The organism is Pseudomonas sp. GW821-FHT02B10, assembly GCF_059421865.1.
Window position 1 is genome coordinate 240,015 of record NZ_JBWKVU010000011.1, and the last position, 22,529, is coordinate 262,543.

The window sequence follows — 22,529 nt, forward strand, 5'->3', positions numbered from 1 at the left end:
CTCGAGCCGGCAGCCTACTCATAGACTATTGCGTTGTGGTGAAAGTCACAGCACAAGGGACATGAATGTACACTTGTGCACTGAAATTATTATACAGGCCCTGTGAGGGGCCTGTTCGGGTGCCTAAGACTGCCGCACTTTCGCCCGCCACGCCAGTCGCAGATGGTCGATAAGTGGCCGCTACTGCACCCAGCGTTGGAGAATTTGCTGCAGATCCGTGCGTTTGAACGGCTTGGCCAGGTAATCGTTCATTCCCGCCGACAAACACGCTTCGCGGTCGCCCTGCAAGGCGTTGGCGGTCAAGGCGATGATCGGCAGATCGGCGCATCCGGGCAGTTGGCGGATCTGCCGGGTGGCCTCGTAGCCGTCGATCAGCGGCAGCCGGCAATCCATCAGGATCGCCTCGAAGATCAGGCTCTCGGCGCTGCGAATGGCCTGGGCGCCATCGGTGGCGATGCTGACCGTGAAGCCCAGGCTGCGCAGCATGGCCTGGATCACGGTCTGGTTGACCGGGTTGTCTTCCACCAGCAGTACGTTGCGTCCTTCGCCATGGGCATGCCCGCTGTGCACCCGTGGCGCCAGCACCGGCAGGCTTTGCTGGTACAGCGCCAGCGGGATCTCCAGGGTGAACACCGAGCCGCGGCCTTCCTCGCTCTGGGCGCGCAGGGTGCCGCCCATGCGTTCGGCCAGGGTGCGGGCGATCGGCAGCCCCAGGCCGGTGCCGCCATAACGCCGGGAAATCGAACTGTCGGCCTGCTGGAAGGCGTTGAACATCAGTTCCAGGCTTTCGGTGCTGATGCCAATCCCGCTGTCGCGCACGCTGCAGGTGAACCACAGCAGCTCATGGTCCAGGGCTTGCCATTGCGGCTCGACGGTGACGCTGCCTTGCTCGGTGAACTTCAAGGCGTTGCCGATCAGGTTCACCAGGATCTGCCGGATGCGCGTCGGGTCGCCTTTGACCTGCAGCGACTCCATGCCGGGCGGCAGTCGCAGTTGCAGGTCCAGCCCGCGTTGCGCGGCGCTGTGCTGGAAGGCCTGGGCCGAACTGCTGATCAGTTCGGCGAGGTTGAACGGGATGTGCTCCAGCTCCAGGGCCGAGCGCTCGATGCGCGAGAAGTCGAGGATGTCGTTGATCACCTTGAGCAGGTGCTCGGTGGACTCGGAGGCCAGCGCCGCGTATTCGTGCTGTTCATCGGTCATTTCGGTGGTTTCGAGCAGTTGCAGCATGCCCAGCACGCCGTTCATGGGCGTGCGCAGTTCATGGCTCATCATCGCCAGGAAATCCGACTTGGCATTGTTGGCCCGCTCCGCTTCTTCGCGGGTCTGGATCAACTGGGCCATGGCCTGGTGCTGCTCGCGGCTGGCCTGCTCGAGGCCGGCGGCCAGGTTGTTGATATGCCGCGAAAGATCGCCCAGCTCGGCGTCGTCGACGATCGGCAGCGGAGTCTTGAAGTCACCCTGTTGAATGGCCTTGACCGCGGTGCCCATGGCGCTGATCGGCTGCGACAGGCTGGCCGCCAGGCGGCGGGCCAGGAGGAAGGTGAACAGCAGGGCGAACAGCGCGAGGATGCCGGCCTTGAACAGGATCTCCTGCTGGCGCTGGCTGAAGGCGTCGTTGGACATGCCGACGATCACCCGCCCCAGGTAGTCCTCGCTCGGACTCACGCTGGCGCTCGGGTCGTCCTGGAAAAAGTCGTTGCTGAGCTGGATGCGTTGCAGGCGCACCGGGGCCTGGAACACTTCGACCTGCTGTGAGCGGTGGTGGGTCTCCGAAGGCTGCTCGACGTACACCAGGATCTTGTTGCGGCTGTCCTGGACTTCGAGAAAGCGCACGTGGGGCGTGGCCAGGGTGGCCTTGAGCAGGCTCTCGAGACCTTCGCTGTTGCCCGAGATCACCCCGTATTCGGTGGCCGGCGCCAGCTGGTTGGCGATCAACTGGCCGGTGTGGTTCAGCTCCTGGCGCAGATCCTGGATCCGTACGAAGGTAAAGAAGCTGATCAGCAGCAGGGTCAGCAGCAGCGCCGGGCCGAGGCAGATAATCTGGGTGCGGGTACTGATGTCCCAACGGCGACGGAAGGTCATGGGCGTTTTTCTCCTTCGGCCAGCTGGGTCGCCACCGATTGCTCGTCAATCGGTTCGACACCCAGGGAGCGTGCCACTTGCGGGTTGCTCAACACCTTGAACGGTTGTGGATACAGGGTACGCGGCCAGTGGGTCGTGGGCCGGTCCAGCAAATCGTCGAGCACCTGCAGCCAGTCTTCCTGGTCGCTGTAGGTGCTGGCCAGGCTGCCGGCCTTGACGAAGCCGGCATTGGGGCCGATCAGCGCCAGTTGCCGGGCATAGCTGCTCAATAACAGGTTCTTCGCGGTTTTCGGGTTGTACAGCTGCGGGTCGTCCAGCCCCAGCAGGACGTCGCTGCTTTTCAGCAGGCTTTGCAGCGGACGGCTGTCATTGGTGTCGTCCCAGCGCTCAGCGACGATTTCCAGCCCCAGGGGATGGGCGGCCTGGTGCAGCTCCTTGAGCAGGAATTCGCTGTCGGCGCCGTAGAGCACGCCGATCCGCCGGGCCTGGGGCAGGATCTTGCGGATCAGCTGCAATTGCCGAGCCAGCGGCGGGTCGCTCCATAACAGGCTCAGCCGGGGCGAAGACGTTGCCCCCAGGCGCTGCTGAGCCTGGATCCGGCCGATGCGCAACACCAGCGTGGCCGGGCCCTGGGCCTCCTGCTGGCGCCATTCGAGGCTGGCCGGGTCGAGCAGGATCAGCCGGGTGCCTGCTGGCAATTGACCGGGGGCAGGCAGGTTGGCCAGGGGCTCGAAGCGCACGTCGTCCTGTGGCCGCTGTTGCGCCAGTGCCTGGGCAAAGGCCTGCACGCCGGCGCTGTCTTCGGCGCCGGTCAGTAACACCTGGGCCGCCCATGCGGGGAGTGCACCCCAGAGGCAACAGAACAGCAGCAGGCGAACCCGGAATCGGTTCAAGGCAGGCGTCATCCCTGACTGACGGTGGCTCATGCTAGAACGTCAACTCCGCACTGAAGTAGAGGACGTGGTGCGAGTCATAGTTGTTGTCGACAAAGGTAGTGGGCTCGTCGTCGAGCCGTTGCTGGAGTACGCCGGCCAGCTCCAGGCTGCCCTTGCCCAGGGGGATACGCTTGGCGACGCGGGTATCGACCCGTTCGAAGCGATACCCGTTGAGCGCGCTGGAACCATAGTAGAAGAGCGCGCTGGACCAGCCCTGGCCCCAGTCGCGCAACCAGCCCGCCGAGCCGCTGTGGCGCGCGGTCAATTGCTCGTCCAGCGGGTTGCTGGCCTCGGCGTCGACATAGGCGTACGTCAGGCGCAGCCGGTCCGCCGGGTTCAGGCGCCAGTCCAGCTGGGTTTCGCTGCCGGCGAAGCGTGAGCTGTTGCTGTTACTGGCGATGTACTGGTTGTTGCGCAGCGGCTCGCTGATCATCCCGCTGATTTCGTCGTAGAACAGCTTCACATCGAGGTTCAGCCCGAGATCGGCGAAAAAGCCGTTGTAGCCCAGTTCCCGTGAGCGCATGCGTTCCTGGTCGAGGTTGCCCGGGCCGCGGGTCTTGACGAAGTACTGGGCGCTGGGCTGGCCGTAGGCGGTCGGGCTCAGCTTGGTGACCCGGTAGCTCCAGTTGACGTTGTTCTCGAACATGTCCGGCGAGCGGATTGCTTCCGAATATACCGCCCGCAGGCCGTGGCGCGGGTTGATCAGGTAGTTGACCGCCACCCGCGGGGTCAGCGAGCTGCCGCTCAGTTGCGAGTCCTCGAACATGGCGCCGCCCTGCAACAGCCAGTGTTCGGTGGCGCGCCATTCCAGCTGGCCGAAGGCGCGCCAGGTGCTGTCGTCGAGGGTGCCGTTGAAATAGGTTTGCGAGTCGGCGCGGTCGTAGCGATAGTTCAGGCCGCTGACCAGGCGCACGCCATCGGACAGGCTCAGGGTGTCCTGCAGTTCGAGGTCGTAGCGCGATTCGCGGGCGCTCTGGTCGATATCCCCGCAGACCGTGCGCTTGGCGCCGTCCTTCCATTGCGTCAGCACCTGGTTCGCCAGGGCCTGTTCGGCCGCGGTGCCTGGAGGGGCGCCGGAGCCGGTGAAATTGTCCATGTGCCGGGCCAGCAGTTCGGCGTAGTTCGGGTTGAGCTGCCAGAGGCGGGTCAGTTCCGGGCTGAACGACACTTCGGCGTCACAGGCGCGCCAGTTCTGCTGGCGGTCCCAGTGCTGGGCCGAGCCTTGTATATAAAGGCTGTGCTCCGGGTTGATGTCGAGGTTCCAGCGCAGCGAGCCGGCATAGTCCTTGGCGATCACGTCGGAGTTGTAGCCGGCCGAGGTGATACCGGAGAACACCGGGCGGTAGGTATAGGGGCGCTGGTTGCTGCCTTCCTTGGCGCTGAGCTGCCAGTCGATGCTCTGCTGCTCATTGAGCATCTGGCTGACCGACAGGCTGAAGCGGTTCAAGCGCCGGCTGTCGCGGTAGTCGGCGCCGTTGCGATCGCTGTCGAAGCCGTCGTCCTCCTGCCCGGACAGCGACAGGCGCAGGTCGCCGCTGTCCCAGCCGGTGCCCTGGCTGGCGTACCAGTCGCTGATGCCGCGCTGGCCGCGGGTGACCTTGATTCGCGTGCCGTGGCTGTTGGCGGGCGAGCGGGTGATGATGTTGATCACCGCCATCAGCGCGTTGGCGCCGTAACTGACGGTATTGGGGCCGCGGAACACCTCGATGCGCTCGATGTCCTCCATGGCCACCGGAATGTCGCTCCAGTCCACGGTGGCCAGGCCTGCCCGGTACACCGAGCGCCCATCGATCAGCACCTGCATGCGGCGCGCTTCGCTGGCATTGGTGCCGTGATAGTTCACCGCGGCTTGGTTGCCGCTGATATTGCCGACCATCATCCCCGGTACCAGGCGCAGCAGCTCGCTGATATCGCGGGCGCCGCTGGCGTTGATCAGTTCGCTGTCGAGCACGGTCATGCTGCCGGGCACGGCCGCGGGGGATTGTTTCAGACGGGTGGCGGTGAGGATTTCCGGCAGCGGCTGGCTGTCCAGGAACAGATCGTCGGCCAGCACCGGGGTGCTGCAAAGCAGCGCCAGCAACAGGGATGGGCGGGAGAGGGGAGGGCCAGGATACACGGCACAGCCTTGATAACGAGTAATTGCCGCGCATGTTAACCGAGATGACCGGGTTTTCCAGTCGATAACCCCGACATTCCCCGTCCTAATCGGTGTTTTCCCGGCATTTGTGCCTAATTGTTCACAGGGCTGGCCGCCGCAGGGGCGCCCCGTATAATGCCGCCATCGCCACTGTATGGATTGACGGATTGCATATGACTGAACAGCGCCCTATCGCGGTCCTGGGAGGCGGAAGCTTTGGTACCGCCGTGGCCAATCTGCTGGCCGAGAACGGTCATCGGGTGCGGCAGTGGATGCGTGACCCGGAGCAGGCGGAGGCCATTCGCATTCATCGCGAAAATCCGCGTTACCTCAAAGGCATCAAGATTCATCCGGCGGTGGAGCCGGTGACCGATCTGTTGGCCACCCTGAACGACAGTGACCTGTGTTTTGTCGCCTTGCCCTCCAGCGCCCTGCGCTCGGTGCTGGCGCCCCATGCGCAGTTGCTCGCCGGTAAACTGCTGGTCAGCCTGACCAAGGGCATCGAGGCGCAGACCTTCAAGCTGATGAGCGAAATCCTCGAAGACATCGCCCCGCAAGCGCGGATCGGCGTGCTGTCCGGGCCGAACCTGGCCCGTGAAGTGGCCGAGCACGCCTTGACCGCCACCGTGGTCGCCAGTGAAGACGAAGAACTCTGCCAGCGTGTGCAGGCGGCCCTGCATGGCCGGACCTTCCGCGTCTATGCCAGCGCCGACCGCTTCGGCGTCGAGCTGGGCGGGGCGTTGAAGAACGTCTACGCGATCATTGCCGGCATGGCTGTGGCCTTGGGCATGGGGGAAAACACCAAGAGCATGCTGATTACCCGGGCGCTGGCGGAAATGACCCGTTTTGCGGTCAGCCAGGGCGCCAACCCGATGACCTTCCTCGGCCTGGCGGGGGTCGGTGACCTGATCGTCACCTGCTCGTCGCCCAAGAGCCGCAACTATCAGGTCGGTTTCGCCCTGGGCGAAGGCCTGAGCCTGGAAGAGGCGGTGGACCGGCTCGGCGAGGTGGCCGAAGGCGTGAATACCCTCAAGGTGCTCAAGGTCAAGGCGCAGGAAGTGGGCGTATATATGCCGCTGGTGGCCGGATTACATGCCATCCTGTTTGAGGGGCGCACGCTGAACCAGGTCATTGAGCTGCTGATGCGCGGCGAGCCGAAAACCGATGTCGATTTTATCTCCACCAGTGGTTTCAACTGAGCAGGACAGGAGCGAGACATGAACGATACGAATTCCGAAGCCAAGTACGAATCCATCCTGCTGCGTGTGCTGTGGATGCTGGTGTTCGTGCTGGTCTGGCAAGTGGCGCAATTCATCCTCGGCGCGCTGGTGCTGGTGCAGTTGATCTACCGGCTGATCTATGGCTCGCCAAGTGCCAGCCTGATGAACTTCGGCGACAGCCTGAGCCAGTTCCTGGCGCAGATCGGTCGTTTCGGCAGTTTCCACACCGACCAGAAGCCTTGGCCGTTCGCCGACTGGCCGGCCCCGCGCGCCCCTGAAGGTGAAGCGCCGCATGTGGTGCCACCGGCGCCCCATCCGGTGCGTGACGAGGAGCCCAAGCTGTGAAGCTCTGGGTGTTGCGTCACGGTGAAGCCGAGCCTCACGCGCGCAGCGACGCCGAGCGCAACCTGACCGAGCATGGCCGCGAGGAGGCGCTGCGCAGCGCCGCGCACCTGATCGGCCAGCCGCTCAGCGCGATCATCGCCAGCCCTTATGCGCGGGCGCAGCAGACGGCGAAGCTGGTGCGCGAAGCCCTGGGCTTCGAAGCGGAAATCCGCACCGTGTCCTGGCTGACGCCGGACAACAACCCGCTGTCGGTGGTCGCCCAGCTCGACTCGGCGGACAACGTGCTGCTGGTCAGCCACCAGCCGCTGGTGGGCAACCTGATCGGCTTTCTGCAGCACGGTCATCTGCGCAATCCCCAGCCGATGCACACCGCGGGCCTGGCGGAACTCGAAGGCGACTGGCCGCTGGCCGGCCTGATGACCCTCAACAGCATCAGGAATCCCTGAGCCCCTGAGCCCCTGAGCTGTAGGAGCGAGGCTTGCCCGCGAAGGAAGCGGCGCGGACTGTCCGAAGCAGCGCGTCCGCCTTCATCGCGGCAAGCCTCGCTCCTACCACGATCTGTTCTTTTCGCTACATTTCTTAACTTGCAGCGTTCCTTTGTGCGTGGAATAGTCGCCCGAGCAAGTGCTTGGTTGGCTAGCCTCACGATCAGAACAAAAACAAAGGAGCGAGTCGCATGTCTGCTGCTTTTCGTTTGCCGCTGGAAGTGTTCTACGAGCGCGAAGCTCGTCATCCCCGCCAACGTTTCCTGGTCCAGCCCCTGGGTGGTGGCCGGGTCGAAGAACTGACCTGGGCCGACGTCGGCCACCAGGCCCGCTGCGCCGCCCACTGGCTGCGTGCCCGCGAGCTGCCGCCGGGCAGTCATGTCGCGATCATTTCCAAGAACTGCGCCCACTGGATCATCGCCGACCTGGCGATCTGGATGGCCGGTCACGTTTCCGTGCCGCTGTATCCCAACCTGACCGCCGATTCGGTGGCCCAGGTGCTGGAACATTCCGAGTCGGCCCTGGTGTTCATCGGCAAGCTCGACGACTGGCCGGCGATGGCCCCCGGCGTGAAACCCGGGCTGCCCACCATCAGCCTGCCGATCTGTCCCGAAGGCCGCTTCGACTTCACTTGGGACGAGTTGCAGCAGTGCTCGCCGATCCAGGACGACCCCAACCCCGCCGCCGAGCAACTGGCGACCATCATCTACACCTCGGGCACCACCGGCCTGCCCAAGGGCGTGATGCACAGCTTCGGCACCCTGGGTTTCGCGGCTTCACGCGGCACCCAGCTGTTCGGCCTCGGGCCGACGGACCGGCTGCTGTCCTACCTGCCGCTGTGCCATGTGGCCGAGCGCATGTTTGTCGAGATGGCGGCGATCTATACCGGGCAGACGGTGTTCTTCGCCGAGAGCCTGGAGACCTTTCTCACCGACTTGCAGCGGGCGCGGCCCACGGCGCTGTTCGGCGTACCGCGGATCTGGACCAAGTTCCAGATGGGCGTGTACAGCAAGGTCCCGGCCAAGCGCCTGGACTTCCTGCTGGGCCTGCCTTTCATCGGCAAGCGGGTCGGGCACAAGGTGCTGGCCGGGCTGGGGCTGGACGCCCTGCGAGTCGCCTTGTCCGGCGCCGCGCCGGTGCCGCAGGCCCTGCTGGACTGGTATCAGCGCCTGGGCCTCGACGTGCTGGAGGTGTACGGCATGACCGAAAGTTGCGGTTATTCCCATATCGGCCGCAGCGGCCAGCATGTACCCGGCTGGATCGGCCGGCCCTGCCCGGACGTCGAGGTGCGGATCGACGAGGCCGGAGAGGTCCAGGTACGTAGCGGGGCGACCATGCTCGGCTACTTCAAGGACCCGCAGAAGACCGCGGAAACCGTCACCGCGGATGGTTTCCTGCGTACCGGCGACAAGGGCGAGCAGGACGCCGAGGGCAATCTGCGCCTGACCGGGCGGCTCAAGGAGATCTTCAAGACCAGCAAGGGCAAGTACGTGGCCCCGGCGCCGATCGAGAACCGCCTGGCGGTGCATTCGCGGATCGAGCAGGTGTGTGTGGTCGGCGATGGCCTGAGTGCGCCGCTGGGCTTGTGCGTGTTGTCCGCGGCCGGTTTGCAGGACGCCGCAGGCAACGCCCGTGGCGGCCTGCATGCGAGCCTGGAAAGCCTGCTCGATGAGGTCAATGGCGCGCTCGACAAACATGAACGCTTGCACCGCCTGGTGGTGGTGAAGGACAGTTGGGCGGTGGAAAACGGCTTTCTGACCCCGACCCTGAAGATCAAGCGCAATGTCATCGAAGCCGCCTACGGCGAGCGCTTCAAGGAGTGGAGCGAGCGCTCCGAAGCGGTGCTGTGGCAGGATTGAGCGCGGATAACCACCCTAAAGGATGCAGTGATGAGCCTATGGCGTACCACCCCGAACATCGAGCAACTGAACGCGATCCAGAAAAACACCATCGGTGAGGTGCTGGACATCCGCTTCGAGTCCTTCGACGACGAATCCTTGACCGCCAGCATGGTGGTCGACCATCGCACCCATCAACCCTATGGCCTGCTGCACGGCGGCGCCTCGGTGGTGCTGGCGGAAACGGTCGGCTCCATGGCCAGCTACCTGTGCATCGACGCCAGCAAGTTCTACTGCGTGGGCCTGGAGATCAATGCCAACCATCTGCGCGGCCTGCGCTCCGGCCGGGTGACGGCGGTGGCCAGGGCGATTCATATCGGGCGTACCACCCATGTCTGGGATATTCGCCTCTGCAGCGACGAAGGCAAGGCCAGCTGCGTATCGCGCCTGACCATGGCCGTGGTGCCCCTGGGGCAGACGCCGCCGGCACGTTGAGTGGTACCCATAGGCTGAAGCGGAGTGTCATCATTCTTGACCGTTACTGTCATTGCCGCCGGGTAATGGCATGCGGACAATCAGCCATCGTTTTTTGTTCATGAGTTAGCCGGTATGTCGCAACAGGTGTTTTTCACTCACGCCAACGGATTTCCCTCGGGTACCTATGGCAAGTTGTTCGCCGCCCTGGCACCCGAATATCAGGTGGCGCATTTGCAGCAGCACGCCCACGATCCGCGCTTTCCGGCGGACGACAACTGGCTGAACCTGGTGGACGAACTGATCCACCATCTGCAACAGCAGGCCGAGCCGGTGTGGGGTGTTGGCCATTCCTTCGGCGGCGTCCTGCATCTGCATGCGGCGCTGCGTTGTCCGGAGCTGTATCGCGGGGTGGTGATGCTCGACTCGCCGGTGCTGACCCGCGCCGATCAATGGGTGATTCGCGCCGCCAAGCGATTCGGTTTCATCGATCGCCTGACCCCCGCCGGCCGGACCCTGGGCCGCCGCGAGGAGTTCAGCGACCTGGAATCGGCGCGCAAGTATTTTGCCGGCAAGACCCTGTTCCGCGGTTTCGACCCCGAGTGTTTCGACGCCTACCTGCAACATGGCCTGCATCAGGTTGATGGCCGTTTGCGGCTGCGTTTCGACCCGGCCACCGAGATCAGTATCTATCGCGGCGTGCCGCACACCAGCCCGGGCCGCCCCCGCCAGTTGAAGGTGCCGCTGGCGGTGGTGCGCGGGCGCCAGAGCCGGGTGGTGATGAAGCACCACGCCAGCAGTGTCGGGCGCATGCCCCATGGCGAATCCCTGAGCATGCCGGGCGGGCACATGTTCCCGCTGGAGCGCCCGCAGGACACCGCGGCCCTGCTGAAAAAACTCTTCAGCCGCTGGCAGGCCCGTGCCGAACGGAGCTGCGCATGAGCGCCGCGGTGGAAGAAGTCCGCCTGAGCCTGCCGCATATCGAGCTGGCGGCGCATCTGTTCGGCCCCGAGGACGGCCTGCCGGTCATTGCCTTGCACGGCTGGCTGGACAACGCCAACAGCTTCGCGCGGCTGGCGCCCAGGTTGCACGGCTTGCGCATCGTCGCCCTGGACATGGCCGGGCATGGCCATTCCGGACACCGCCCCCTGGGCGCCAGCTATGCGCTCTGGGATTACGTGTATGACGTCTTGCAGGTCGCCGAGCAACTGGGCTGGAAACGCTTTGGCCTGCTCGGGCATTCCCTGGGGGCGATCGTCTCGCTGGTGTTGGCCGGCTCGTTGCCCGAGCGAGTGAGCTATCTGGCGCTGATCGATGGGGTGATTCCGCCGACCGCCAGCGGGGAAAACGCCGCCGAGCGCATGGGCATGGCCCTGCAGGCCCAGTTGGACCTGCGGGGCAAGCGCAAGCCGGTCTACGCCACCCTGGACCGCGCCATCGAGGCGCGGATGAAGGGCATGGTCGCGGTCAGCCGCGAAGCCGCCGAACTGCTCGCGCAACGCGGCCTGATGCCGGTCCCGGGGGGCTACACCTGGCGCAGCGACAGCCGCCTGACCCTGGCTTCGCCGCTGCGCCTGACCCAGGAGCAGGCCCTGACGTTCGTCCAGCGCCTGGCCTGTCCGGCCCATCTGGTGGTGGCGGCCGACGGCATGCTGGCCAAGCACACAGAGTTGCTGGAGCGGCTACCCTTCAGCCGGGAACAGCTGCCCGGGGGCCATCACCTGCACTTGAACGACGAAGACGGCGCGATCCTTGTTGCAGACTGTTTCAATAGGTTTTTCGCCGTTTCTTGACTTGCAGCGGGCAACTGTCGAGGCTGGGCGGGTTGAAATGGGAGACAACCATGATAGATCTCTATACCGCTGCGACCCCGAATGGCCACAAGGTCTCTATCGTGCTCGAGGAACTCGGCCTGCCCTATACGGTGCATGCCCTGAGTTTCGACAAGAAGGAACAAAAGGCTCCAGGCTTTCTCAAGATCAATCCCAATGGCCGGATTCCGGCGATTGTCGACCGCGCCAACGGCGATTTTGCGGTGTTCGAGTCCGGCGCGATTCTCATCTACCTGGCTGAACTCAGCGGGCAACTGCTGCCCAGCGATCCCCAGGGCCGTTCCCGGGTGATCCAGTGGCTGATGTTCCAGATGGGCGGCATCGGCCCGATGCAGGGCCAGGCCAACGTGTTCTTCCGTTATTTTCCGGAAAAGCTCCAGGGCGCCATCGATCGTTACCAGCATGAAACCCGGCGCCTGTACGAGGTGCTCGACAGCCGCTTGCAGGAGGTCGAGTTCCTTGCCGGCGACTACAGCATTGCCGATATCGCCACCTTTCCCTGGGTGCGAGGCCATGAATGGTCCGGGGTTTCGGTGGACGGCCTGGCGGCCCTGCAACGCTGGATGGCGACCCTCGAGGCGCGGCCGGCGGTGCAGCGCGGGCTGCTGGTCCCGCAACGCACGGATGACGCCAGTGTCATCAAGGGCGCCCAGGCCATGCTGATCCGATGAGAGCACCCATGCGTTTATTCAGTGTCCTGCTGTTGTCCGCTGTCAGCCCCTTGCTGTTCGCCGCCGATTTGCCCGGCAGCCATGACTTGCCGATCGTGCCGCGCATGCCTGACGCGCAGATCGTCGACTATCGTCCGGCGGCCGAGATGGAGCGGATCTACCCCATGGGCTCGATCCGCAAGATTAGCGGCCAGCTGCGTTTCGATGGCCAGGTCGGCGCTCGTGGCACCACGACTTCGGTGACCTACGAGTTGCCGCCGGAACATTCCTCGACCGCGGCCTTTACCGCCGCCCGCGAAGCCTTGCAGGGGCAGGGCGCCGAACTGTTGTTCTGGTGCCAGGCCCGCGATTGCGGGGAAAGCAGCCTGTGGGCCAACGAGGTGTTCGGCAACGCCAAGCTGTATGGCGCCGATGCCCAGCAGGCGTACCTGTTGTTGCGCCTGGCCGCACCCAACGACAATTCGCTGGTGGCCCTGTACAGCATTACCCGCGGCAACCGCCGGGCGTACCTGCATGTCGAGCAATTCGACGCCAGTACTCCCCTGGGCGAGTTGTTGCCGACCTCGGCCACCCTGTTGCGCCAGCTCAAGGACACCGGCGAGCTGGACCTGCCCAAGCTCGGCGGCGAGCCCCAGCCGACCTGGCTGACCTTGCTGTCGCGCGGGTTGAACCTCGATACCACCTTGCGGGTCAGTGTTTCCGGGCCGAATGCCGAAGCCTGGCGCCAGGCCCTGATCGGCCAGGGCGTGCGGGCGGCACGCATGGAAACCGGCAGCAGCGAGGCCCCTGGCCTGCGTCTTGAGCTGCTGCGCTGAACCGCTGCATTGAACGGGCTTGGGCGAACGGGCATCCACCGTTCGCCTACGCTTGGTGAGTTGACCTTTCTCGAGATCCCAAATGCTCAATAATGATCGCCTGTTGGTGCAGATCCTGCTTCTGGTGCTGTTCGGCGCCAGCTTCTGGGTCATGGCGCCGTTCTGGTCCGCGTTGTTCTGGGGGGCGGTCCTGGCGTTTGCCAGCTGGCCGCTGATGCGCTTGCTGACCCGCTGGCTCAATGGCCGCGAGGCCCTGGCCGCGGCCGTGCTGACCCTGGGCTGGATGCTGCTGGTGGCGGCGCCGCTGGTCTGGCTCGGCTTCAACCTGGCCGACCATGTGCGTGACGCCACCGCCTTTATCAAGGATGTGCAGGTCGATGGCCTGCCCGCAGCGCCGAGCTGGCTGGCCGGCGTGCCCTTCGTCGGTGAACGGCTGGTGGGGCTGTGGAACAGCATCGACCAGCAGGGCGCGGCGATGATGCTGGCGATCAAGCCCTACCTGGGGCAGGTCGGCAACTGGCTGCTGGCCCGCAGCGCGCAGATCGGTGGCGGGATCCTCGAGCTGACCCTGAGCATCGTCTTCGTATTTTTCTTCTATCGTGACGGGCCGCGTCTGGCGGCGTTCGTCCACGGGCTGCTGGAGCGCCTGATCGGCGACCGCGCTGGCTACTACATCGAGCTGGTGGCCGGTACGGTGCAGCGGGTGGTCAACGGTGTGATCGGCACCGCCGCGGCCCAGGCAGTCCTGGCCCTGATCGGGTTCCTGATCGCCGGCGTGCCGGGCGCGCTAGTGCTGGGGATCGTCACCTTCCTGCTCAGCCTGATTCCCATGGGCCCACCGTTGGTATGGATTCCGGCCACCGCCTGGCTGGCCTGGAAGGGCGAATACGGGATGGCGGTGTTCCTCGGTATCTGGGGCACTTTCATCATCAGTGGCGTCGACAACGTGCTCAAACCCTACCTGATCAGCCGTGGCGGCAACCTGCCGCTGGTGATCGTGCTGCTCGGGGTCTTCGGCGGACTGATCGCGTTCGGTTTCATCGGCCTGTTCATCGGCCCGACCCTGTTGGCCGTGGCCTACAGTCTGTTGACCGACTGGAGCGCGAGCCAGGCGCGGGGCGAAGACAAGCGCCTGTAGCCGCTGCTCGGCAGCAGCTACAGCGGTACGGTGGTGGCGGATGATCAGGCGGCGACGTTAACGCCGCCGGGGGTAAGGTTCGTGGACGGGAGCCGGCTACCGCCCGGCACACGGCCGACTCAGGCGCGGGGCAGGCGCACCACGGTGGTCAGGCCGCCACCGGGGGTTTCTTCCAGGTGCAATTGCCCGCCCAGGCGTTCGGCGGCCTCGCGGGCGATGGTCATGCCCAGGCCGACGCCGCCGGAATTGCGGTTGCGTGAGCCTTCCAGCCGGTAGAAGGGTTCGAACACGGCTTCGCGCTGGTCTTCGGCGATGCCCGGGCCATGGTCGATGACCCGGATCAGCACCTGCTCGCGGCTGTCCTGCAGGCTGATGCGGGCATGCCCGGCATAGCGCAGGGCGTTGTCCAGCAGGTTGTTCAGGCAGGAACGCAACGCCATCGGCTGCACTTGCAGGGGCGCGCAATGGCCGTCGGTCCGCACATCGGCGCCCTGGTCCTGGGCGTTTTCGCAGAGCGATTCCACCAGCGCCTGCACATCCATCCACTGCACGGCTTCGCTGGTGCGCTGTTCATGCAGGTAGCTCAGGGTCGCGTCGAGCATGCTGATCATGTCGTCGAGGTCCTGGCGCATCTGGCCCTGCAGCTTGTTGTCTGCGATCTGTTCCAGGCGCAGCTTGAGGCGCGACAGCGGCGTGCGCAGATCATGGGAGACCGCGCCAAGCATGCGCCCGCGTTGCTTGACCTGTTCCTGGATGCGCCGCTGCATCAGGTTGAAGGTGTGGGCCGCCTGCCGCGCTTCCCGTGGGCCGGACTCGTCCAGCGGCGGGCTGTCGAGGTCTTCGCTGAGGCGCTCGGCGGCATCGCTCAGGCGCTGGATCGGCCGGGTCAGCAGCTTGGCGCCGTACCAGGCGGCGATGATCAGCGAGATGAACTGGAAGGTCAGGGGCACGATCGGGCCGCCGAACCAGGGACGTGGTGGCCGTGGCTCGAAACGCCCGCTGCCGGGCTGTGGCTGGCCGCTGAATTCGCTGGCCGGCGGGCGTGGAGGCGGGCCGTAGAGACGGAACCAGAAGAAGGCGAGCAGGTGGGCGAGCACGATCGCGATCAGCAGCACCCCGAACAGGCGGCCGAACAGCGTATCGAAGCGCCCACGCATCAGCCGATGTCTCGGGCGTCGAACAGGTAGCCTTCGCCGCGCACGGTCTTGATCAACTGCGGCGATTTCGGGTCGTCGCCAAGCTTCTGCCGCAGGCGCGAGACCAGCAGGTCGATGCTGCGATCGAAGGCTTCGATGGAGCGCCCACGGGCGGCGTCCAGCAACTGTTCGCGGCTCAGGACCCGGCGCGGGCGTTCGATGAACACCCAGAGCAGGCGGAATTCGGCGTTGGACAGCGGTACGACAAGACCGTCGGCGGAGATCAACTGGCGCAGCACGCTGTTCAGGCGCCAGTTGTCGAAGCGGATATTGGCCCGCTGCTCGGTGCGGTCGTCGCGGACCCGGCGCAGGATGGTCTGGATCCGCGCCACCAGTTCCCGAGGCTCGAAGGGCTTGGCCATGTAGTCGTCGGCCCCCAGTTCCAGGCCGATGATCCGGTCGGTGGGTTCGCAGCGGGCGGTGAGCATCAGGATCGGGATGTCCGACTCGGTGCGCAGCCAGCGGCACAGGGACAGGCCATCCTCGCCGGGCAGCATCAGGTCGAGCACCACCACGTCGAAGTGTTCCGCCTGCAAGGCCTGGCGCATCGCCGCGCCGTCAGTCACGCCGGTGGCGTGGATGTTGAAGCGGGCCAGGTAGTCGATCAGCAGTTCGCGGATCGGCACATCGTCGTCGACGATCAGCGCCCGGGTGTTCCAGCGCTTGTCGTCACCCGTGCCAGGTGCTTTCTGATCGTCATTGAGGGGAGCTGGAATATTGTGCATGCGTGCGATCGTCTGCCAGGTAGGCTGCCAGCCACAAAGAGGGGCGGCGAGGTGGTGGCTTCAGCATAGGCGTCCGGCCCTGGGGCTGGAAGTGCTGTTCGGGAGTGTTGCGGCTGGCGAGGGTAGCCGGGCGGGGTGTTGCCGGCGTGTCGGGAGTGTATCGGGCTCGACACAATTGCCGCCAGGGTCGGGCATTTGCACGGTTTTATCGATACGGGAGCTGCCGTTGGCGATGAATTACCGATCATCGGGTCCCGGAGCGTCGTCGCTTGCGCTACAATCCGCGCCGATTTCGACTTGCCTGAGAGCCCCTTCATGTCCGCTTGCCAGACTCCTATCATCGTCGCCCTGGACTTTCCCACCCGTGACGCCGCACTGAAACTGGCTGATCAGCTGGACCCCAAGCTGTGCCGGGTCAAAGTCGGCAAGGAACTGTTCACCAGTTGCGCTTCGGAAATCGTCGGCACCCTGCGCGACAAGGGTTTTGAAGTCTTCCTCGACCTGAAATTCCATGACATCCCCAACACCACCGCGATGGCCGTCAAGGCCGCCGCGGAGATGGGCGTATGGATGGTCAATGTGCACTGCTCCGGCGGCTTGCGCATGATGGCGGCCTGCCGCGAAGTGCTGGACCAGCGCAGCGGCCCGAAACCGCTGCTGATCGGCGTGACCGTGCTGACCAGCATGGAGCGTGAAGACCTGGCCGGCATCGGCCTGGATATCGAGCCGCAGGAGCAGGTGCTGCGCCTGGCCGCCCTGGCGGAAAAGGCCGGCATGGACGGCCTGGTCTGTTCGGCCCTGGAAGCCCAGGCGCTGAAGGCCGCGCACCCGTCGCTGCAACTGGTGACCCCGGGGATCCGTCCGGCGGGCAGCGCCCAGGACGACCAGCGGCGCATCCTCACCCCGCGCCAGGCGCTGGATGCCGGCTCCGATTACCTGGTGATCGGCCGTCCGATCAGTCAGGCGGCGGACCCGGCCAAGGCCCTGGCGGCCGTGGTGGCCGAGCTGGCCTGAATCCGGCAGCGGAGTGCTGGCTGTCAGCGATAGTGCAAGCGCGCTTCGTGCTATCGCGAGCAAGCTCTCTCCTACAGAGAGTGCATAGGCCCTTGTAGGAGCGAGCTTGCTCGCGAAACGATCGTACAGACAGCCTGATTCAAAGAGCCACGTTCAAACCTTCAGCACCAGCTTGCCGAAGTTCTCGCCGCTGAACAGCTTCATCAGCGTTTCCGGGAAGGTCTCCAGGCCTTCGACGATATCCTCCTTGCTCTTGAGCTGCCCCTTGGCCATCCAGCCGGCCATTTCCTGCCCGGCGGCGGCGAACTGGGCCGCATAGTCCATCACCACAAAACCTTCCATGCGCGCGCGATTGACCAGCAACGACAGGTAGTTGGCCGGTCCCTTGACCGCCTCCTTATTGTTGTACTGGCTGATGGCGCCGCAGATCACCACCCGGGCCTTGAAGTTCAGGCGACTGAGCACCGCATCGAGGATGTCGCCGCCGACGTTATCGAAATACACGTCGACGCCTTTCGGGCATTCGCGCTTGAGGCCGGCATGGACGTCTTCGCTCTTGTAGTCGATGGCACCGTCGAAGCCCAGTTCGTCGATCAGGAACTTGCATTTGTCCTGGCCGCCGGCGATGCCGACCACCCGGCAGCCTTTGATCTTGGCGATCTGCCCGGCAATGCTGCCCACCGCGCCGGCCGCGCCCGACAGCACCACGGTTTCACCGGCTTTTGGCGCACCGACGTCCAGCAGGGCGAAATAGGCGGTCATGCCGGTCATGCCCAGGGCCGACAGGTAGCGCGGCAGCGGCGCCAGTTTCGGATCGACCTTATAGAAGCTGCGCGGCTCGCCGAGGAAATAGTCCTGCACGCCCAGGGCGCCATTGACGTAGTCGCCGACGGCGAAGCCGGGGTTGTTCGAGGCGATCACCTGGCCCACGCCCAGGGCGCGCATCACTTCACCGATGCCCACTGGCGGGATGTAGGACTTGCCTTCGTTCATCCAGCCGCGCATGGCCGGGTCGAGGGACAGGTACTCATTCTTCACCAGGATCTGCCCGGCCGCGGGTTCGCCGACGGGAACCTGCTGGTAGGTGAAGGTTTCGCGGGTCGCCGCGCCCACCGGGCGTTTGGCGAGCAGAAACTGGCGATTGGTCTGGGTGGTCATGGCAGGCACTCAAGGATCGATGGAACCCTAGTTGATAGACCTTCAGCCCTGATGCCGCAAGGTTTGCCGCTGTAGCGAATAGGGGGCGATCCAGAGGCGTGATGGTGGTATGGCAGCCTTCATCACCATTGCGGATAAGTGGGCAACCGGCCCTCTGATAGTGCTGCCGCGTGCTCGTTGCCTGTGCCTAGACTGGGCGAATCCGATCCATGCATTCCATCGAGGGCATCACCATGAGCATGACGTTTTCCGGCCAGGTCGTTTTGGTCACCGGCGCAGCGGCGGGTATTGGCCGGGCCACGGCCCTGGCGTTCGCCACGCAGGGGCTGAAAGTAGTGGCGGCCGACCTCGACGTCGCCGGTGGCGAGGGTACGGTGCAATTGATTCGCGCCGCCGGTGGCGAAGCACTGTTCGTGCGCTGCAACGTTACCGACGAGGCGGATGTGCAGAACCTGATGGCCCAGGTGGTAAGCAGCTACGGCCGCCTCGACTATGCCTTCAACAATGCCGGGATCGAAATCGAGAAGGGCAAGCTGGCGGACGGCACCCTGGATGAGTTCGACGCGATCATGGGAGTCAACGTCAAGGGCGTCTGGCTGTGCATGAAGCACCAGTTGCCGCTGATGCTCGCCCAGGGCGGCGGGGCCATCGTCAACACGGCGTCGGTGGCCGGCCTCGGCGCGGCGCCGAAGATGAGCATCTATGCCGCCTCCAAGCATGCGGTGATCGGCCTGACCAAGTCGGCGGCCATCGAATATGCGAAGAAGAAAATCCGGGTTAACGCGGTGTGCCCGGCAGTGATCGACACCGATATGTTCCGCCGCGCCTACGAGGCCGATCCGAAGAAAGCCGAATTCGCCGCGGCCATGCACCCGGTCGGGCGGATCGGCAAGGTCGAGGAAATCGCCAGCGCGGTGCTGTATCTGTGCAGCGACGGCGCGGCCTTCACCACCGGCCATGCGCTGGCGGTCGACGGTGGCGCCACCGCCATCTGACGCTCGCTTGCCTTAGGGACGGCCCTGGTGACCAAGCGTTGCCTGGGTTGTACCGGATCGACCTCGACCATTCTGAAAACGACCTGAACGTAGCTTTTTGCCATTATTCCGACGCCAGAGACTTGTGCTCCAGTGCAGCCCGTTGCGAACCTGCAAAACTGGACAATGGCCCTGTTGCCATTGGGGACTGGAAGGGGACTGAGCGCAATGAATTCGGCCACGAACGGACGTTTTGCCAACCTCGGCATGGCGAAAAAACTGGGTGTCGGCTTCACCCTGGTGCTGCTGCTGACGGCGCTGGTAGCCGCCATCGGCGTCTGGTCCCTGCAGACCATCAGCCAGCGTTTCGATGGCCTCAAGCAGATGTCGTCACTCAACAGCGGCTTGCTCAAGGTCCGCCTGCTCGAACAGAACTATGCCTTGCACGGCGACGCCAAAACCGCGGACGCCTTGCACGAGGGCGTCGACGCCTTGCTGGCCCTGGCGGCACAGCTCAAGGAGCGTTCGGCGGCGAATGTGCCGGTGATGACCGATGTCGAGCAGGCGCTGGGGGCTTACCGCAAGGCCTTCGACGAGTTCGTCGAGCTGACCCAGGCCAAGGACCTGGCGCTGGAAATGGCCAGTTGGTCAGTGTCCAGCGTGGCCAACAACCTCGACGTGCTGCAGGCCGGTCTGGCTGATGACGGCACCTATAGCCTCAAGGAGTCCGCCGGCAAGGAGGGCAGCGAGTTCGTCGAGCAGGCCAATCAGGTCAGTCAGGTTTCGCGCTTGATGCTGCAAGCCATGAACGAAGCCCGGGTGCGCCTGGACCAGAGCCGCAAGGGCGAGGAAGAGGTCGAGCAGGGCAAGATCGAACAGGCCGACCAGGCCCTGGCCCAGGCCGAGCAGCTCAAGACCCTGGTCAAAGACGCCGGTTATCAGACGGTGCTCAACGAAGTGGTCGGGCATATCGGTGGTTTCAGCGAGAAGCTCGCCGAATACACCGGCTTGCTGGCGCACGAGAAAAAGGTCTATCAGCAACTGCACGAGCGCGCCGCGCAGGTGATGGAGCGGGTCGACCAGGCGTACGGTGCGCAGGATCAGTCGATGCAGGCGGAGCTGAAAAAGAACTCGCTGTTGATCGTCGCGTCTTCGGCCCTGGCGTTGCTGGTGGGCGTGTTGGCGGCCTGGATCATTACCCGCTTGATCGTCACTCCGCTGCGCAGCGTGATGCGCGTGGCGCAGCAGGTCGCCGCCGGTGACCTGAGCGCGATGGTGGAGGTGACGCGCCGGGACGAAATCGGCCAGTTGATGCTGGCGATGCAACAGATGGGCAGCGGCCTGAGCGGTATTGTCAGCGGCCTGCAGGCAGGCATCGAACAGTTGGCCAGCTCGGCCCAGTCGCTGTCGGCGGTGACCGAACAGACCAATCTGGAAGTCAGCAGCCAGAAGGAAGAAACCGAGCAGGTGGCGACTGCGATGAACCAGATGACCGCCACCGTGCACGACGTCGCGCGCAACGCCGAAGAAGCCGCGCAGGCGGCGCAGACCGCCGACGACAAGGTGGAAAGTGGCCAGCAGGTGGTGCGCCAGAGTATGCAGCGCATCGAACAGCTGGCGGATTCGGCTACCAGCGCCAGCTCCAGCATTGAAAGCCTCAGCGCCGAAATCCAGAACATCGGCACCGTGCTCAGCGTGATCAAGAGTGTCGCCGAGCAGACCAACCTGTTGGCGCTGAACGCGGCCATCGAAGCGGCGCGTGCCGGCGAGCAGGGCAGGGGTTTCGCGGTGGTGGCCGACGAAGTGCGGGCCCTGGCCAAGCGCACCCAGCAATCCACTGAAGAGATCGAGCGCCTGGTCAGTGCCCTGCGTTCGGCGGCGCAGTCCTCGGTGCAGCAGATCCAGAGCAGCGGCGAACTGGTCAAGCTGGCGGTCAGCGATGCGCTGCAGACCGAAAGCGCATTGGGCAGCATCGCCACGGCGGTGTCGCTGATTCAGCAGATGAACCAGCAGATCGCCGCGGCCGCCGAGCAACAAAGCTCGGTCGCCGAAGAGATCAACCGCAGCGTCACCAGTATCCGCGCCAGCGCCGATCAGTCGTCACTGGCCATGCAGGGCAATGCGGCGTCGAGCATCGAGCTGGCGCAGTTGGGGGCGGAGTTGAAGGGGATGGTCGGGCATTTCCGGTTGTAATGCCGCTGATGCTTGCTACAGGCTGCGCCGCCAGGGGCGCAGCCTTATAGGCCGTGCCGCGCGAGTGGCTCGCGCGGCCGTTGCCGGTCAGTCGTAAATGGCTTTCTTCTTCCAGTCGGCGTCGGCTTCGACGACCTTCAGGCCTTCGGTCAATTGGTTGACCTCGCCTTCGACCGGCTGGGTGTTGGTCAGCACCATCGCGTTGGAGCGGGCCAGGAGTTTTTCCAGGTACTCCAGCTGTTCCCGATAGACCGCCGGGTCCGGCTGCTTGCGCAGGTATTGCACACCGCGCTCGAACGCCAGGCGCGCCTGGCCGGGTTGTTCCTGCTGCAGGGCGTACTGGCCGAGGTTGTTGAAGAACTCGATGTGCAGCAGCACCAGGATGTGGCGGATTTCCCTGATCCAGTGCTTGGCTTCGTTGGTCGGCAGGAAGCCGTCCTGGGCGGCGCGAGTCACCTGGCCATGCAGGGCTTCCAGAAGAAAGCGCACGTCCTTGGCCTTGGCTTCGGTCTGGATCGGGCAGGGCGGGTTGTTGACCGGAATCGATTCGCCCTGGCCGACCAGCGCGTTCAACTCGGCGATACGCGCCTTGAGCGCGGCATCGGACTTGTTCAGGTTCAACAGACGCTGAACGACGTTGAGCTCCAGGCGGGTCATCAGCAGCTTGAGCCCAGGCGACATGAACTGGCCGGGGAAGGTCTCGGTGATTTCGCCGCAGCGGCGCAGGCGGTCATTGAGTTCGACCTTGGTACGGGCCTTTTCCAGTTTGTTGTTTTCCACCACATGGTTCATGTAGCCAATGGCGATCAATATTACGATCCCGGCTACTACTAGCAGGGTGATCATGAGTGGTGTCACCGTGTAAGACCTCTTTCTGGGGTTCGCGTACGAGTGGCGAGTGTAGTGACTTAGCCTTGGGGCGCCTAGCGCAGGTCGACGAGCAGAAACAGGCCGATTCTCTGCTTATATAGGAAATGTCTGGCTGGTTTCATATTGCCATCACCTAAGGATGTGGACTATAGCGTCTTGTCGAGTGTCAGAATATAGGCGTCAAGGCACAGGCTGCACAAATGCCCGAAAGGGCTCGCAAACCACCCCGAAGTCATTGATTTAAATAAATTTATATCAGGGGGTTGACGACCCTCCAATCCATCCATAGAATGCGCGCCACTTGCAGCGTAAAGCACACAGCGAAACGCGGCAGGGAGTGAATGTTGTAGTGTGTCCCCTTCGTCTAGTGGCCTAGGACACCGCCCTTTCACGGCGGTAACAGGGGTTCGAGTCCCCTAGGGGACGC

20 protein-coding genes, 1 tRNA gene and 1 pseudogene are annotated in these 22,529 nt (G+C 64.4%); 15 read left to right on the top strand and 7 right to left on the bottom strand.

The genetic code is table 11. The annotated features are described in order from the left end of the window. Positions 1-180: 180 nt before the first annotated feature. From AC07VU_RS22845 to AC07VU_RS22855, 3 genes are read right to left on the bottom strand one after another with little or no spacing between them, the layout of a single operon-like run. Positions 181-2,082, bottom strand: coding sequence for an ATP-binding protein (locus tag AC07VU_RS22845; RefSeq protein WP_274305963.1), 1,902 nt, complete (start codon positions 2,080-2,082; stop codon positions 181-183). Next, positions 2,079-3,008, bottom strand: coding sequence for an ABC transporter substrate-binding protein (locus tag AC07VU_RS22850; protein ID WP_277588154.1), 930 nt, complete (start codon positions 3,006-3,008; stop codon positions 2,079-2,081). The genes AC07VU_RS22845 and AC07VU_RS22850 overlap by 4 nt, the downstream gene beginning before the upstream one ends. A gap of 1 nt (position 3,009) precedes the next feature. Next, the gene (locus AC07VU_RS22855) at positions 3,010-5,133 is read right to left on the bottom strand and encodes a TonB-dependent receptor plug domain-containing protein (RefSeq protein ID WP_495030521.1); all 2,124 of its coding nucleotides are present in this window, start codon (positions 5,131-5,133) and stop codon (positions 3,010-3,012) included. Positions 5,134-5,327: 194 nt separating this feature from the next. Here AC07VU_RS22855 and AC07VU_RS22860 point away from each other — a divergent pair, with 194 nt between their 5' ends. The 10 genes from AC07VU_RS22860 (at position 5,328) to AC07VU_RS22905 (ending at position 13,972) form a co-directional block, all read left to right on the top strand. Continuing rightward, positions 5,328-6,353, top strand: coding sequence for an NAD(P)H-dependent glycerol-3-phosphate dehydrogenase (locus AC07VU_RS22860; protein ID WP_007931569.1), 1,026 nt, complete (start codon positions 5,328-5,330; stop codon positions 6,351-6,353). An 18-nt stretch (positions 6,354-6,371) separates the two neighbouring features. Then, complete coding sequence (locus AC07VU_RS22865; RefSeq protein WP_007931570.1) at positions 6,372-6,719, top strand: DUF4389 domain-containing protein; 348 nt, start codon at positions 6,372-6,374, stop codon at positions 6,717-6,719. Next, entirely contained in the window at positions 6,716-7,165 is a 450-nt protein-coding gene (gene sixA, locus AC07VU_RS22870) for a phosphohistidine phosphatase SixA (protein ID WP_007931572.1), read from the top strand. Before AC07VU_RS22865 ends, sixA begins: the two co-directional genes overlap by 4 nt. Before the next feature lie 230 nt (positions 7,166-7,395). Then, positions 7,396-9,063, top strand: a complete 1,668-nt coding sequence (locus AC07VU_RS22875; protein ID WP_495030522.1) for an AMP-binding protein — start codon at positions 7,396-7,398, stop codon at positions 9,061-9,063. 30 nt (positions 9,064-9,093) lie between these two features. After that, the gene (locus AC07VU_RS22880) at positions 9,094-9,537 is read left to right on the top strand and encodes a hotdog fold thioesterase (RefSeq protein WP_053260172.1); all 444 of its coding nucleotides are present in this window, start codon (positions 9,094-9,096) and stop codon (positions 9,535-9,537) included. 114 nt (positions 9,538-9,651) lie between these two features. Further along, positions 9,652-10,458 (top strand): alpha/beta fold hydrolase, encoded by an 807-nt coding sequence (locus tag AC07VU_RS22885; protein WP_053260173.1) that lies wholly within the window; start codon positions 9,652-9,654, stop codon positions 10,456-10,458. Continuing rightward, entirely contained in the window at positions 10,455-11,309 is an 855-nt protein-coding gene (locus tag AC07VU_RS22890; RefSeq protein WP_495030523.1) for an alpha/beta hydrolase, read from the top strand. The genes AC07VU_RS22885 and AC07VU_RS22890 overlap by 4 nt, the downstream gene beginning before the upstream one ends. A 50-nt stretch (positions 11,310-11,359) precedes the next feature. Further along, the gene (locus tag AC07VU_RS22895; RefSeq protein WP_007931599.1) at positions 11,360-12,019 is read left to right on the top strand and encodes a glutathione S-transferase family protein; all 660 of its coding nucleotides are present in this window, start codon (positions 11,360-11,362) and stop codon (positions 12,017-12,019) included. Positions 12,020-12,027: 8 nt separating this feature from the next. Next, on the top strand, positions 12,028-12,834 hold the full coding sequence (locus AC07VU_RS22900) for a DUF4892 domain-containing protein (RefSeq protein WP_053260175.1): 807 nt from the start codon (positions 12,028-12,030) through the stop codon (positions 12,832-12,834). Positions 12,835-12,916: 82 nt separating this feature from the next. Further along, positions 12,917-13,972, top strand: a complete 1,056-nt coding sequence (locus AC07VU_RS22905; protein ID WP_053260176.1) for an AI-2E family transporter — start codon at positions 12,917-12,919, stop codon at positions 13,970-13,972. A gap of 119 nt (positions 13,973-14,091) precedes the next feature. On the opposite strand, the gene AC07VU_RS22910 is transcribed toward AC07VU_RS22905, so the two are convergent. Together AC07VU_RS22910 and AC07VU_RS22915 are read right to left on the bottom strand one after the other, a co-directional pair. Continuing rightward, the gene (locus AC07VU_RS22910; RefSeq protein WP_457275909.1) at positions 14,092-15,129 is read right to left on the bottom strand and encodes an ATP-binding protein; all 1,038 of its coding nucleotides are present in this window, start codon (positions 15,127-15,129) and stop codon (positions 14,092-14,094) included. Further along, positions 15,129-15,893: a response regulator gene (locus tag AC07VU_RS22915; RefSeq protein WP_007931608.1), complete on the bottom strand. Its 765-nt coding sequence runs from the start codon at positions 15,891-15,893 to the stop codon at positions 15,129-15,131. The genes AC07VU_RS22910 and AC07VU_RS22915 overlap by 1 nt, the downstream gene beginning before the upstream one ends. Before the next feature lie 315 nt (positions 15,894-16,208). On the opposite strand from AC07VU_RS22915, the gene pyrF reads away from it, so the two are divergent. After that, the gene (gene pyrF, locus AC07VU_RS22920) at positions 16,209-16,907 is read left to right on the top strand and encodes an orotidine-5'-phosphate decarboxylase (RefSeq protein WP_007931610.1); all 699 of its coding nucleotides are present in this window, start codon (positions 16,209-16,211) and stop codon (positions 16,905-16,907) included. A 153-nt stretch (positions 16,908-17,060) separates the two neighbouring features. Here the strand turns inward: pyrF and AC07VU_RS22925 are convergent, their stop codons facing one another. Next, positions 17,061-18,065 carry an NADP-dependent oxidoreductase gene (locus AC07VU_RS22925; protein ID WP_277588157.1) on the bottom strand — a complete coding sequence of 335 codons (1,005 nt, stop codon included), beginning with the start codon at positions 18,063-18,065 and terminating at the stop codon, positions 17,061-17,063. A gap of 233 nt (positions 18,066-18,298) precedes the next feature. On the opposite strand from AC07VU_RS22925, the gene AC07VU_RS22930 reads away from it, so the two are divergent. From AC07VU_RS22930 to AC07VU_RS22940, 3 genes and pseudogenes are all read left to right on the top strand, one after another. After that, a complete protein-coding gene (locus AC07VU_RS22930) occupies positions 18,299-19,060 on the top strand; it encodes an SDR family oxidoreductase (RefSeq protein WP_007931614.1) in 762 nt (253 codons plus the stop codon). A gap of 246 nt (positions 19,061-19,306) precedes the next feature. Further along, positions 19,307-20,368: pseudogene (locus AC07VU_RS22935) on the top strand (HAMP domain-containing protein); the annotation flags it as partial. Then, positions 20,369-21,232, top strand: coding sequence for a methyl-accepting chemotaxis protein (locus tag AC07VU_RS22940; protein ID WP_371860901.1), 864 nt, complete (start codon positions 20,369-20,371; stop codon positions 21,230-21,232). A gap of 87 nt (positions 21,233-21,319) precedes the next feature. Here the strand turns inward: AC07VU_RS22940 and AC07VU_RS22945 are convergent, their stop codons facing one another. Beyond that, the gene (locus AC07VU_RS22945) at positions 21,320-22,090 is read right to left on the bottom strand and encodes a hypothetical protein (protein ID WP_007931618.1); all 771 of its coding nucleotides are present in this window, start codon (positions 22,088-22,090) and stop codon (positions 21,320-21,322) included. A 365-nt stretch (positions 22,091-22,455) separates the two neighbouring features. Between AC07VU_RS22945 and AC07VU_RS22950 the strand changes: the two genes are divergently transcribed. Then, positions 22,456-22,528 (top strand) — tRNA-Glu (locus AC07VU_RS22950). Position 22,529: the final 1 nt, after the last annotated feature.